The following is a 13,137-nucleotide window of genomic DNA, read 5'->3' as shown; positions in this document are numbered from 1 at the left end:
GATTACGCTCAGCGCAAGCGGGGATTCAGGGCGTCGCGCAGCCAGTCGCCCAGCAGGTTCACCACCAGCACGATCAGGCTCAGGTACAGCGCGGGAAACACGACCACCCACCACTGCCCCGAAAACAGGAACTGGTTGCCCAGGCGGATCAGCGTGCCCAGCGAGGGCTCGGTGGGCGGCATGCCCACGCCCAGGAAGCTGAGCGTGGCCTCGATCAGGATCGCCAGGCCCAGGTTCAGGGTGGCCGTCACCATGACCGGCGTCAGCGTGTTGGGCAGGATGTGCGTCAGCATGATGCGCAGCGAACTCACGCGGATCAGGCGCGCCGCCTGCACGTATTCCTTGCCGCGCTCCACCAGCGCCGAGGCCCGCACCGTGCGCGCGTATTGCACCCAGTTGGTCATGGAGATGGCCAGGATCAGGATCACGGCCGACAGCGTTTCGCGCAGGCCCGGCGGCAGCAGCTGACGGAACACCGCCGTGACCAGGATCGCCACCAGGATGGTCGGGATGCTCAGCAGCGTGTCGCCCAGGCGCATCAGCGCATTATCGATCCAGCCGCCGAAGTAGCCCGCCGCCAGCCCCACCAGCAAGCCAATGGCCAGGGACAGCACCACCGTGGCCAGGCCGATCACCAGCGACATGCGCGACCCATACAGGATGGCGGACCAGACGTCGCGGCCCTGGGTGTCCGTGCCCAGCAGGAACTGCGGATCCGAACCCTCCACCCAGACGGGCGGCAGCTCCGCGTTCAACAGGTCCAGCTGCGCCAGGTCATAGGGATTCTGCGGCGCGATCCAGGGCGCGAACACCGCCAGCAGCACCACGGCCAGCAGCACGATGCCGGCTCCCATGGCCAGGTAGTCCTGCCGCAGGCTCCACCACAGGTCGCTTTGCAGGAAGCGGGCGACCCGGCCCTGCCGCGCCCCGGAAATGGATTTAGTGAGCATTGGCGCCTCCCTTGACGTGCTGGCTGCGCAGGCGCGGATCCACCACGCCGTACATCATGTCCACCAGCGTGTTCAGCGCCACGAAGATGAAGGACACGATCACCAGATAGGCGGCCATGACGGGGATGTCCACGAACATGACCGATTGGATGAACAGCAGGCCCATGCCCGGCCACTGGAACACCGTCTCCGTGATCAGGGCGAAGGCGATCAGGTTTCCGATCTGCATGCCGGTGACCGTGATCACGGGCATCAGGCAGTTGCGCAAGGCCAGCCGGAAATGCACCACCCGGTCCGGCAGGCCGCGCGCGCGGGCGAACTTGATGAACTCGGTGCGCAGCGTCTCCAGCATCTCGGCCCGCACCAGGCGCATGATCAGCGTGATCTGGAACAGCGCCAGCGTGATGGACGGCAGCACCAGCGCGGCGCGCCCCGAAGGCGTGAGCAGCCCGGTGGTCCACCAGCCGATCTTGACCGTGTCGCCGCGTCCGAAGCCTGGTAGCCAGCCCAGCTGCACCGAGAAGATCAGGATCAGCATGATCCCGACCACGAAGCTGGGCAGCGATATGCCCAGGATGGAAACGAACTGCAGCGTCTGAGCCAGGCGCGACTTGCGGTAGATGGCGGTCAGCACGCCCATGGGCACGCCGATGACCAGCGACAGCAGGGTCGCCATCAGCACCAGTTCGAAGGTGGCCGGAAAGCGCTCGGCCACCAGCGCGAACACGTCCTGCTGATTGCGGTAGGAAATGCCGAACTCACCTTGCGCCGCGTTGGTCACGAAGTGCACGAACTGCATGCCCACCGAGGCGTTCAGGCCCAGGCGCTCGCGCAGCTCGTCGCGCTGCGTCTGCGAGGCCTGTTCGTTGAGCATCATGTCGACGGGGTCGCCGACGAAACGGAAAATCACGAAGGCCAGCAGCGCCACCGCCAGCATGACGCCGACCGCGTTGACCACCCTTCTCACTATGAACGCCAGCATGTGCGGCTCCCTTCAGACCAGTGTCGTTCCCCGGACCGCCGGCGGGCGGCGGTCCGCGGCCTCATTGCATGCGCACGGTCCACAGGCGCGCCTTGTTGTCCGGCATCTGCAGCACCTCGCCCACCTTGTTGCCCACCGCCCAGGCCATCGGCTGCTGGTGCAGCGGCAGGAAGCGCGCGTCGTCGTGCAGGGTCTGCAGGATCTCTTCCATCATGCGCACGCGCTTGGGACGGTCCATTTCGGCCGCGGCCGCGTCGATTCTCGCGTCCAGCGCCGCATCGCCCCACTGGCCCCAGTTGAAGACGCCGGCCGGGCCGCTGCGGCTATGCATCACCTGCAGCAGGATGGACAGCGCGTCGATCTGCGGCTCGTTGGCCCAGCCGTGGATGGTGATGTCAAATTCGCCGCGCGAACGCTTGGGGTTCTGCAAGGAGCGCGGACCGCTGGCCAGCGAGGCCTTGACGCCGATCCGCGCCCACATGGACGCGGCGGCCTGGCAGATTTCCTCTTCGTTGACGAACATGTCGTTCGAGCACAGCAGCGACACGGTGAAGCCGTCCGGATAGCCAGCCTCGGCCAGCAGCTTCTTGGCGCGCGCGGCGTCGAACGGCAAGCGCTCTTCCTGTTTCTCCTGGTAGCCCGGGATGGACGGCGCCACCAGCGCGCCGGTGGTGCGCGACAGCCCGCGCATCACGCGCTTCTGGATCAGTTCCGGCGACAGCGCCATGTACAGCGCCTGGCGCACGCGCAGGTCCTTCAACGGATTCTTGTCGGTGATGTTCGAGCCGACCAGCTTGTCGCCCAGGTTGAAGCCGAAGTACAGGGTGCGCAGTTCGGTCGAGGCCAGCACCTTGACGTTGGGCGCCGCGCGCAGCCGGTCCAGGTCCTGCAGCGGCGCGTTCTCGGTGAAGTTGATGTCGCCCGACAGCAATGCCGCCACCCGCGTGGGCGCCGAGGCGATGGGCGTGAACTCGATGCGGTCCAGGTTGTGACGCGGCTTGTCCCACCAATCCGGATTCACCACCAGCACGGTGCGGGTGTCCGGGCGGTACGACTCCACCTTGAAGGGACCGGTGCCGTTGGCGTTGTGCGTGGCATAGCCTTCGATCTTCTTGGCGGCGTCCGTCGGCTTCAGGCTGTTGTTGTCCACCAGCCACTGGCGGTTGAAGATGAAGATGTTGGTCAGGTCGTTGAGCATCAGCGGGTACGGATGCGTCATCTCGATATCGACCGTGTAGTCGTCCACCTTGCGTACCGCCTTGAAGGCCGGCAGGTTGCCCTTGAGCGGCGAGGCATCGTCCGACACCCGCGTCATCGACGCCACCACGTCGTCCGCCGAGAACGGCGCCCCATTGTGGAACTTCACCCCCTTACGCAGATGGAAGCGCAGCACCGTGGGCGACGTGGCCTCCCAGGACTCCGCCAGCGCCGGCGTGATGTTGAACTTGTCGTCGTAGCGGATCAGCGCTTCGTACACATGGTTCAGGAACGCCAGGTTGAAGGTGCTGCCGTAGGAGTACGGATCCAGCGAATCCAGGTCCCGGGCGGCGCCCCACTTCAGCGTGTTGGCGGCGGAGGCCCCCGTGATGGCCGACAGCGCGATCACGGCGCCCGCGGTCCACTTGAGCAAAGTCTTCATGGCTGCAACTCTCCCTTGTGTATCGGTCTGAACTCGCCAGGGTCGTGCCCGGCGCGGTGGGTAAGGCAAAAAGAGGCCGGGACGGCGCGGGTCAGCGGCTGAGGGACAGCCGCTGCGCGCGCTCCAGGGACGCCAGCGCCAGCACCTGGGCCAGCGCGGCGCGGTAGGAATCGATGATGGGAACCGCCGGCAGGCGCGGCAGGCTCGGCAGGTAGCCCGCCAGCGCGGCCCCGGCCACGATCACCACGTCGGCGCCCTGCGCCACGGCGGCGTCCAGCGCGCGGCTGACATGCAGCGCCGACTCGGTCGAACGCGAGACGTAATCCAGGGCGTTGCCCGGCAGGGCCAGGATGCCGGCGCAGCGGGACTCCAGCCCCAGCTGGCGGATCTGCTCGCGCAGCATGCCGGGCCAGCGCTGCCCCACCGTCACGATGGCGTAGCGGTCGCCGCGCTGCATGGCGCTCAGGATCGAAGCCTCGGCCATGCCCACCACGGGCACAGCCAGGCGTTCGCGCACGGCGCCGATGCCCGGTTCGCCGAAGCAAGCCAGCAGGCAGGCGTCGAAGCCGCCGTCCGGCTCCTGCCCCGCTGCCCGCTCCACGATGTCCAGCACGGCATGGGCGGCTATGGCCGCCTCCGCCCGGCTGGCGATGTAGGCGGGGCCGAAGCCGGCGGTAACGGCATGGACATGGACCGAGCCGCCGAAAAAGGCTTCGGCCTGGCCGGCCAGGCTGTCGGTCAGCTCGGACGTGGTGTTGCCGTTGACCACCAGCAGGCGGTAAGGCGAGGACAGGGACAGCTCGGTGGCGACGGCCTGGGGCACTGCGGACATGGATCAGCCTTTGTTTATTTGTATACAAAAAATCCATTAAACAAAGAACAGTCTGGACTATTTTGTATAAAAATTTGTATACGATTTATGTCGCCAATGTACTCCGCACAGCCGCTCCAGCAAGCTATCGCTAACCCTTAGCCTGCGGTGTAGTATGCTTTCCTGCACCAAGAAAATGCGCGACGGCGGCTTACGCCGAACCATTCCAACGCACAGAAAGCGCGCAGGCATAGGAGCCAACAAGAAGATGACGTCCCTCGCGCCGCCGGCCAACGAGCCCGCCAAGAAAGACATCAGCCGCAATGAAATCGTATACAAAAATTTGCGCCGCGCGATCATCGAGCAGGCTTTGCTGCCGGGCGACAAGCTGCCCGAGGACGTCATCGGCGAACGTTTCGGCGTCAGCCGGACCATCGTCCGCAGCGTATTGACGCGTCTGTTCAGCGAAGGCCTGGTGGATTTGCGGCCGAACCGCGGCGCCGCGGTGGCCCGTCCCAGCCTGGAAGAGGCGCACGACATCTTCGAGGCGCGCCGCTGCCTGGAGCGCGACGTCGCGCGCCGCCTGCTGCTGCACGTCACCGAGGCCGGACTGGCGCGGCTGGAGCAGCACGTGGCCCAGGAGGAGGAAGCCCGCAAGCGCAACAGCACCAACGAATCTATCCGGCTGTCAGGCGAATTCCATATCCTGATGGCCGAGCTGTCGGGCAATGCGGTGTACGCGCGCTATGTGAACGAGATCGTGTCGCGCTGCTCGCTGATCCTGGCGCTGTATGGCCGCCCGCATTCGAGCGAATGCGCGGTCAGCGAGCACATGGAGATCGTCGCCGGCCTGCGCGCGCGCGACGAGAAGCATGTGCTGCATCTGCTGGAGCATCACCTGGAATCGGTGACCGCCCGCGCCCTGCTGACCGCGGACGGCCAGGGCGTGCGCGATATCCGCAAGATCCTGGATCGTTACGGCACGTAGGCGCAAGCCCACCCGATGGGCGCATGGGACCCGCCAACGAAAAAGCGCCCGGTCTGGGCGCTTTTCGGTTTTGGGGGGCTAGATTTCGCGTTCTTCCGTCTTGAGGTTGTTGTCGCGGGCGAAATCCACCACGAACTTGTACGCCAGCGGTTCCAGGTCGCGCAAACGCAAGTCGACCACGATCCCGCGCACGCCGTCGATCACGACGGGCAGCACATAGGGCGAATAGGTGAGGTGGTTACCGGCACAGCCGGCGGGCCGGAACTGTGCCATTACGCCGGCGAGCCGTTCCGCCCAATCGCTGGGGCGAAAGCGGCTACCACTTTCGGTAACGCCATGAATTACGAATTGTCTGACGCGAGTTGCCATGAGTTCTTCACTACAGCGCGCCCTTCACGAAAGCCGGATCTTCGGCGTGATCAAACATGCGCCCTGCGCCGCGAATTGTATATGATTGATCCTTTGCCCTCTTTCAAAAAGCGATTCGCCTGGGAAAATGCCCCGCCAGACCGGCGGCGTCCCGCCGGAACTCCGGCAGCCCTCCGGCGCAATCCGCTTCATCCCCAGGAGGATCCGCGATGACCTCGCCTCTGGCCAATATCTATGCCCGGCTGCCGGTATCGTTCACGCACGGCCAGGGCGTCTGGCTGTGGGATGAGCAGGGCCGCAAGTACCTGGACGCGCTGGCCGGCATCGGAGTGTCCTGCCTGGGCCACGCGCATCCGAAACTGGTGGCCGCCATCAGCGAGCAGGCCGCCCGCGTCATCCACACCTCGAACATCTACGAAGTGCCGCAGCAGACCGCGCTGGCCGCGCGCCTGACGCAGCTGTCCGGCATGCAGGAAGTCGCCTTCAACAACAGCGGCTCCGAAGCCAACGAAGCCGCGATCAAGCTGGCGCGCTACTACGCCTACCAGCGCGGCAACAAGCACGCCCACATCATCACCATGGACTCGTCCTGGCATGGCCGCACGCTGGCCACGCTGGCGGCCACCGGCAGCGAAAAGGCGCGCAAGGGCTTCGAGCCCCTGCCCTCGGGCTTCATCCAGGTGCCCTACAACAGCGTGGACGCGGTGCGCGCCGCGGGCGACGCCGAGCCGCGAGTGGCCGCCGTGCTGCTGGAAGTGCTGCAGGGCGAAGGCGGCATCCGCCCCTCCGACATCGCCTACCTCCAGGAAGTGCGCCGGCTGTGCACCGAGCGCGGCTGGCTGCTCATGATCGACGAAGTCCAGTCCGGCATCGGCCGCACCGGCAAGTGGTTCGCCCACCAGTGGGCCGACATCGTGCCCGACGTCATGACCCTGGCCAAGGGCCTGGCGGGCGGCGTGCCCATCGGCGCCATGCTGGCCGCGGGCCCGGCCGCCGGCGTGCTGACGCCCGGCAGCCACGGCACCACCTTCGGCGGCGGCCCGCTGGTCTGCGCGGCCGGGCTGGCCGTGCTGGACGCCCTGGAATCCGAAAAGCTGCTGGACAACGCCCACGCCGTGGGCACGCACCTGAAGACCGCCCTGGCCGACGCGCTGGCCGGCGTCCAGGGCGTCACCGAAGTCCGCGGCCGCGGCCTGATGCTGGGCATCGAGCTTGCGCGCCCCTGCGGCGTGCTGGCCATGCGCGCCATGGAGGCCGGCCTGCTCATCAACGTCACGCGCGACCGCGTCATCCGCATGTTGCCGCCGCTGATCCTGAACCGCGAGGAAGCCGACCGCATCGTCGCCATCCTGGTTCCGCTCATCCGGGAATTCCTGGCCGAAACACCATAAAATCAACGTCCCGTCCGGGCCATGAGCCTGGCCGGGCCCCATGACCTGCGACATCACCATGACTCCTCCCACGACTCAAACCGGCCCGTTGCGGCACTTCCTGCAGTTCAAGGACTTCTCGTCCGCCGAGATCGCCTACGTGCTGGACCGCGCGCGCCTGATCAAGGACAAGTTCAAACGCTACGAACCCCACATGCCGCTGCACGACCGCACGCTGGCAATGGTGTTCGAAAAGGCCAGCACGCGCACCCGCGTGTCGTTCGAGGCCGGCATGTACCAGATGGGCGGTTCGGTCATCAACCTGACCTCCAACGATTCGCAGCTGGGCCGCTCCGAGCCCATCGAAGACACCGCGCGCGTCATCTCGCGCATGGTCGACATCGTCATGATCCGCACGTTCGAGCAGACCCGCATCGAGCGCTTCGCCTCGCACTCGCGCGTGCCCGTGATCAACGGCCTGACCAACGAATTCCACCCCTGCCAGATCCTGGCCGACATCTTCACCTACATCGAGCACCGCGGCCCCATCGCCGGCAAGACGGTGGCCTGGGTGGGCGACGCCAACAACATGGCCTACACCTGGCTGCATGCCGCCGAAATGCTGGGCTTCACGCTGCACGTGTCCACGCCCGCCGGCTACGAGCTCGAAGCCTCGCGCATCGGCACGCCATCGGCCAAGGTGCTGCGCCAGTTCAAGGACCCCATGGAAGCCTGCAAGGGCGCGCACCTGGTCACCACCGACGTCTGGACCAGCATGGGCTATGAAGCCGAAAACGAAGAGCGCCGCGCCGCCTTCGCCGACTGGTGCGTGGACGCCGAAATGATGGCCGCCGCCGATCCCCAGGCCGTGTTCATGCACTGCCTGCCCGCCCACCGCGGCGAGGAAGTCACCGGCGAAGTCATCGACGGCCCGCAAAGCGTGGTCTGGGACGAAGCCGAAAACCGCCTGCACGTGCAAAAGGCGCTGATGGAATTCCTGCTGCTGGGCCAGCTCAAGTAAGCCCCGCCGGCATGGCAAAGGGCCAGGACATCTACCGATGTCCTGGCCCTTCTCGTTTCCGCCGCCTGGATGAAATTCAGCGCAGCCCGCGTTCCCAGGCGACGATGGCGTCGGCCACTTCCTGCGGCTTCTCCGGCACCAAGGCATGCCCCGCACCCTCGATGACGACGACCGAGACCCGGTCGCCGAATTCGTCCCGGATCTCGTTGCGGGTGGCGGGCGGCTTGAACAGGTCCAGCCCGGCCTGCAGATCCAGCATGGGCTTGGCGCCGCCCGACCACCAATCGGACTGGCGCGTGGCCTTGCCCGCCAGGCGCTGGCTTTCGCTGACCTCCGGGTACCAGCCGTTGAGCCACACGCTGGCGTCCTTGCCCGGCGCGAAGAACGCGTACTGGATGGACTTCAAGCGTTCGGCGTCGGGCAGCGACAGGTCGGCGCTGCGGTCCACATGCTCGCTCAGGCCCTTGGGATACTGCTTGGCCGCGGCCGCCACGATGACCACGCCGCGCACCAGCTCGGGATGGTCCACGCCGGTACTGCGCGCCACCCAGTTGCCGAAGGCATGCCCCACCATCACCACGGGCTGGCGCGCCACGTTGCGGATGACGGCAGCCTGGTCCTCGGCCAGATCGTGCAGCGTAATTCCCGCCATGGGCCCCGTGCTGCCTCCAATGCCGCGAGGCTGCGGACGCAACACGCGGTAGCCGGCCTGCGCCAGGCTTGCGGCCAGCTCGTCGAAATCCGCCGCGCCGCGCCCGCGCGAAGGCAGCAATACCAGCGCCGGGCCCTCGCCCTGTTCCAGCACCTCGATGCTGGCGCCATTGCCGACCAGCACGTTGACGCGCCCGGGCGCTTGCGCGCTGGCGGCAAACGGGGCCGCCAGCGCGCAAGCCCAGGCCAGCCCGGCCAGAATTTTTTTCATCTCCATGCCTGCTCTCCCCTGTCCTCGCGGACGCTACAGGATCTTCCTGAACATCGTGCGGCGCGTGTTGCGGAATGACGGACGCACGCGGCTGCTCCAGTCGCTGGCGCGCACGGCCAGCCAGGGCGGGCTGCCGAAGGTTTCGCGCGTCTGCAGGTCGTAGCAGGCCAGGTAGCGCGGCGATTCATCGCGGCACTCATAGCGCATGGCGCGCACGGTGCCCGGTACCGACGCCAGGCCCGGCAGATGCTCCTGGTCGTACCAGGCGTTCAGGTCGGCTTCCGCTTCGGGCAGCACATCGGTTTCGACGATGTAGTGCCACGGCGCATCCTGGCCCGCCGAGGCGCCGGCCAGGTCCAGCGTCTGGTGCAGCACGCGGCTGCGGGCGCCCGGAAAACTCTCGGCCAGGCGCGCCTGGACCTCCGGCAAGGCGCCGGCGGGTCCGCGCAGATAGACGTAGGTTTCGTCTTCCTCCACGGCGGCGTACGCGTTGACGCGCAAGCCCTCCAGCTCTTGCGTCAGTGTGCGGGCAAGATCGCGGGCGCGCGGCTCGTCGAAGCGTTCGCCCAGTGATACCAGCAATACGGTTTCGTGCACTCCAGTCTCCTTTTCAATGTCCGATGCGCAAAGCCACCAGGAAGCGCGACACCATGTTGTACGCGCCAACGGTCGCGGCCAGCTCCACCAGCTGCGTATCGTCGTAGCGCTCGCGCAGCGGCGCGAACACGGCGTCCGGCACCTCGATGTCGCGCGTCATGGCGTCCGTCAGCGCCAGCACCTCGGCCTCGCCCGGCTCCAGGCCTTGCAGCTCCGGCACTGCCGGCCCGCTGCGCAATGCCTCGACCAGCGCCTGGGGCATGCCCGCGGCCAGCGCGTGCGGCACGTGCGCCTCGAACTCGTAGGGCGCATTGTTCAGCGTCGCCACGCGCAGGATGATCAGCTCGCGCAGGCGCGGCGGCAAGCCGGTATTCCTGCGGATCGCCGTCAGCATGGCCTCCCAGCCGTCGACCACCGCCGGGCTGTTCAGCAGCACCTGGTATAGCGGCGAGATGCGCCCACGAGCGGCCGAAATCCGCGCTTCCACTTGCCCCAGTTCCGGGCGGGTGCCCGGCGTCACGAGCCCGACTCTGCATGCGTTCATGGTCACTCCGGACGAATGTTCTTGCGCTGGATCAGCGCGGTCCACTTCTCGCGGTCGGCGGCGATCAGCGCCGCCAGTTCCTGCGGGCTGCTGGGCGCGGCCTGGGCGCCGAATTTCTCCAGGCGCGTACGCACGCTATCCGTGCCCAGCGCGGCGCGCACGGCCTGGTTGAGCTTGTCGATGGTGGCGGGCGGCGTGGCGGCCGGCGCCACGATGCCGTACCAGTTGTTGGATTCCACCCCGGCGATCCCCTGCTCGGCCAGGGTCTTGACCTCGGGCAGCAGCGGATGGCGCGTCGGCGCGGCAATGCCCAGGGCCTTCAGCTTGCCGCCCTGGATGTGGCTGATCAGGCCGGGCACATCGCCGAAGAAGCCCGACACCTGATTACCCATCACGTCATTGATGACCGGGGCCGCGCCCTTGTAGGGCACGTGCATCACGTTCGCCTTGCTGGAGTCGGCGAACATCTCCAGGGTCAGGTGCGGAATGCTGCCGATGCCCGACGAGCCGATCGCCACCGACTGCGAGGCGGCTTGCGATTTCTTGACGAAATCGGCCGCGTCGACCGCCGGATTGGACGGGTTCACCACGAACACCGTGGCGTTGTTCACCACCCTGGACACCGGCGCGAAGTCGCGCACGGGGTCATAAGGCAGGTCCTTGTACAGCGCCGGGCTGATGGACACCGCGCCCACGCTGGTCAGGAACAGCACGGAACCGTCAGCCGGCGCCTTGGCCACATAGGCCGCCGCGATATTGCCGTTGGCCCCGGCCTTATTTTCCACGATGACCTGCTGCTTGAGCTCCTTGCCCAGTTGCTCGGCCAGCACCCGGCCCACCAGGTCCACCGGGCCGCCCGGCGGGAAGGCGATGATGAGGCGCACCGGCCCCTCGGCGCGGGCCGCGCCCAGCGCGGCCAAGCTCAGCAAGCCGGCGGACAGTATTTTCTTGAACATGATGTCTCCTGATTGAATGGAATTTTCTTATCGGTCGCGTGCCGCCGGATGGCGGACGCGCTTGCTGCGCCTACTCGAATCCGTACAGCCGCACCGGGTTGTCCACCAGAATGCGCTGGCGCAACGCCGCGTCGGGACAGGCGTCGAAAAACATGTCGACCAGCTCGCCGTCGTCCGGCATGTCGCCCGCGACATTGGGATGCGGCCAATCGGTGCCCCACAAACAACGGTCGGGCAAGGCCTCCGCCAGGGCGCGCACGAAGGGCACGCCCTCCGCGAACGGCCGCTTGCCGGACGCGATGCGGTCGATGCCCGACACCTTGACCCAGGCCTGCGGCACCGCCGCCAGACCCAGCAAGGCCCTCATCGCCGGCGACGCCAGCCCGTCGGCCGCCTTCAGCCGGCCCATGTGATCGACAACGAAGGGCAGCGGCAGCGCGGCCAGGCGCGGCAGCAGTTCAGGCAACATCGCGCCGTCCAGGTGCAGGCACAGATGCCAGCCCAGCGGCGCGATCAGCGCCACCACATGGTCGAAGACCGCCGGATCGGGGGCCCCGCCCAGATGCGGCACAAAATTGAAACGGGCCGCGCGCACGCCGCCCTCGTGCAGCTGCCGGACGCCGCTCTCGGTGGCATCCGCGCCCAGCAGCGCCACGCCGCGATAGCGCCCGCCGCTGCGGGCCAGCGCGTCCAGCAAGGCGCGGTGATCCGAGCCATGGCAATTGGCCTGCACCACCACCGCCCGCCCCACGCCCAGGCGCTGGTGCAACGCGGCCATGGCCTCGTAGGGCGCGTCCGGCGGCGTGTACGAGCGGCCCTCGGCATACGGAAACACGTCCGCCGGCCCGAACACGTGGCAATGCGCATCGCATGTGCCCGGCGGCAAGGCATGGCGGGGACGGGACGGCGACGCAAGCGGGGGACGGCAATCGGGCACGGGCGGGTTCCTGCGGTGAAAACGCCATCGTCCCGGATTGCCCGCCGCCAAACAATGCTATATCTTTGATTTCAGATATAGAATTTATGCATACCAAATGGACCTGAAGCAGATCGAGTACTTCCTGCGCGTGGCCGAGAGGCGCAGCTTCTCCCGCGCAGCCGAAATGCTGGACGTGGCGCAGCCCACGCTCAGCCGCCAGGTCCGCCTGCTGGAACTGGAGCTCGGCCAGCACCTGCTCTACCGCAACGGGCGCGGCGCCGAGCCCACCGAGGCCGGACTGCGCTTCCTGGAGCACGCCCGCGCCCTGCTGACCCTGGCCGAACGCGCCAAGGAAGACCTGCAGACCCTGCGCGAAACCCCTACCGGCAAGGTCGTGGTGGGCCTGCCGCCCCGCATCGCGCGCGTGATCACGCCGCCGCTGGTGCAAGCCTTCCGCCGCAGCTTCCCCGAAGCCTCCATCGCCGTGGCCGAAGGCCTGAGCGCCCAGGTGCGCGAATGGCTGCTGGCCGGCCGGGTCGACCTGGCCCTGCTCTACGACCCCGCGCCCTCGCCGCAACTGGCCTACGAATCGCTGTTCCGCGAAGACCTGGTGCTGGTGGCTGCTCCCGGCCACCAGCCCGCCCTGCCGCCGCGGATCGGCGTGGCGCAATTGGGCGACTATCCGCTGGTGGTGCCCAGCCTGCCCAACGCCATCCGCACCCTGGTCGAAAGCGTGTGCCGCGCCCAGGGCGTGCGCCTGACCATCGCGGTCGAGGTCGACGCCGTCCAGACCATCGTCGAACTGGCCGCCCAGGGCGACGCCTACGCCATCCTGCCGCGCTCGGCGGCGCGCGGCCCGGCGGCGGAACACGAGTTGGAGCTTTGCGACATCGTCGACCCGACCATCACCAACAACCTGGTGCTGGCCAGCGCCCGCCACCGCCCCGCCACCCGGCTGGCCTCCGCCACCGCGCTCCTGATCCGGCAGCTGGAACTGCCGGCGCTGTTCTCGCCTGCGGGCCCGCCCGCGGCAAAAGAGTTAAAATAGCGTCCGTTTCTCTTGTTTGGC

Annotated in this window: 14 protein-coding genes; 4 read left to right on the top strand and 10 right to left on the bottom strand. The window is 67.4% G+C overall.

Going from position 1 to position 13,137, the window contains the following annotated elements:
* Positions 1-8 precede the first annotated feature (8 nt).
* The 4 genes from HWY37_RS28250 to HWY37_RS28235 form a co-directional block, all read right to left on the bottom strand.
* Entirely contained in the window at positions 9-950 is a 942-nt protein-coding gene (locus tag HWY37_RS28250) for an ABC transporter permease (RefSeq protein WP_175208592.1), read from the bottom strand.
* Positions 940-1,932, bottom strand: coding sequence for an ABC transporter permease (locus HWY37_RS28245; RefSeq protein WP_175208591.1), 993 nt, complete (start codon positions 1,930-1,932; stop codon positions 940-942). The genes HWY37_RS28250 and HWY37_RS28245 overlap by 11 nt, the downstream gene beginning before the upstream one ends.
* 61 nt (positions 1,933-1,993) lie before the next feature.
* A complete protein-coding gene (locus tag HWY37_RS28240) occupies positions 1,994-3,571 on the bottom strand; it encodes an ABC transporter substrate-binding protein (RefSeq protein WP_175208590.1) in 1,578 nt (525 codons plus the stop codon).
* 91 nt (positions 3,572-3,662) lie between these two features.
* Positions 3,663-4,403, bottom strand: coding sequence for an aspartate/glutamate racemase family protein (locus HWY37_RS28235; protein ID WP_176090317.1), 741 nt, complete (start codon positions 4,401-4,403; stop codon positions 3,663-3,665).
* A 247-nt stretch (positions 4,404-4,650) separates the two neighbouring features.
* Between HWY37_RS28235 and HWY37_RS28230 the strand changes: the two genes are divergently transcribed.
* Positions 4,651-5,370: a GntR family transcriptional regulator gene (locus HWY37_RS28230; protein ID WP_175208588.1), complete on the top strand. Its 720-nt coding sequence runs from the start codon at positions 4,651-4,653 to the stop codon at positions 5,368-5,370.
* A gap of 78 nt (positions 5,371-5,448) precedes the next feature.
* Here HWY37_RS28230 and HWY37_RS28225 read toward each other — a convergent pair whose 3' ends face one another.
* Entirely contained in the window at positions 5,449-5,739 is a 291-nt protein-coding gene (locus HWY37_RS28225; RefSeq protein WP_013392635.1) for a DUF3579 domain-containing protein, read from the bottom strand.
* Between the two features lie 209 nt (positions 5,740-5,948).
* Between HWY37_RS28225 and HWY37_RS28220 the strand changes: the two genes are divergently transcribed.
* Together HWY37_RS28220 and argF are read left to right on the top strand one after the other, a co-directional pair.
* Positions 5,949-7,130, top strand: a complete 1,182-nt coding sequence (locus HWY37_RS28220; protein ID WP_175208587.1) for an aspartate aminotransferase family protein — start codon at positions 5,949-5,951, stop codon at positions 7,128-7,130.
* 58 nt (positions 7,131-7,188) lie between these two features.
* Positions 7,189-8,130: an ornithine carbamoyltransferase gene (argF, locus tag HWY37_RS28215; protein WP_175208640.1), complete on the top strand. Its 942-nt coding sequence runs from the start codon at positions 7,189-7,191 to the stop codon at positions 8,128-8,130.
* A 76-nt stretch (positions 8,131-8,206) separates the two neighbouring features.
* Here the strand turns inward: argF and HWY37_RS28210 are convergent, their stop codons facing one another.
* The 5 genes from HWY37_RS28210 to HWY37_RS28190 all read right to left on the bottom strand — a co-directional run bounded on the left by HWY37_RS28210 (position 8,207) and on the right by HWY37_RS28190 (position 12,086).
* On the bottom strand, positions 8,207-9,058 hold the full coding sequence (locus HWY37_RS28210; protein ID WP_176090316.1) for an alpha/beta fold hydrolase: 852 nt from the start codon (positions 9,056-9,058) through the stop codon (positions 8,207-8,209).
* Positions 9,059-9,085: 27 nt separating this feature from the next.
* Positions 9,086-9,649: a DUF4286 family protein gene (locus HWY37_RS28205; RefSeq protein WP_176090315.1), complete on the bottom strand. Its 564-nt coding sequence runs from the start codon at positions 9,647-9,649 to the stop codon at positions 9,086-9,088.
* A gap of 13 nt (positions 9,650-9,662) precedes the next feature.
* The gene (locus tag HWY37_RS28200) at positions 9,663-10,193 is read right to left on the bottom strand and encodes a carboxymuconolactone decarboxylase family protein (protein ID WP_176090314.1); all 531 of its coding nucleotides are present in this window, start codon (positions 10,191-10,193) and stop codon (positions 9,663-9,665) included.
* Between the two features lie 2 nt (positions 10,194-10,195).
* Complete coding sequence (locus HWY37_RS28195) at positions 10,196-11,149, bottom strand: Bug family tripartite tricarboxylate transporter substrate binding protein (protein ID WP_176090313.1); 954 nt, start codon at positions 11,147-11,149, stop codon at positions 10,196-10,198.
* Positions 11,150-11,219: 70 nt separating this feature from the next.
* A complete protein-coding gene (locus HWY37_RS28190) occupies positions 11,220-12,086 on the bottom strand; it encodes an amidohydrolase family protein (protein WP_176090312.1) in 867 nt (288 codons plus the stop codon).
* Between the two features lie 97 nt (positions 12,087-12,183).
* Between HWY37_RS28190 and HWY37_RS28185 the strand changes: the two genes are divergently transcribed.
* On the top strand, positions 12,184-13,116 hold the full coding sequence (locus HWY37_RS28185) for a LysR family transcriptional regulator (RefSeq protein ID WP_175208581.1): 933 nt from the start codon (positions 12,184-12,186) through the stop codon (positions 13,114-13,116).
* Positions 13,117-13,137 lie beyond the last annotated feature (21 nt).

The sequence above is a fragment of the Achromobacter anxifer genome (genome assembly GCF_903652925.1).
Classification (GTDB): domain Bacteria; phylum Pseudomonadota; class Gammaproteobacteria; order Burkholderiales; family Burkholderiaceae_B; genus Achromobacter; species Achromobacter anxifer.
This window is presented reverse-complemented; position numbering and strand designations above follow the sequence as displayed.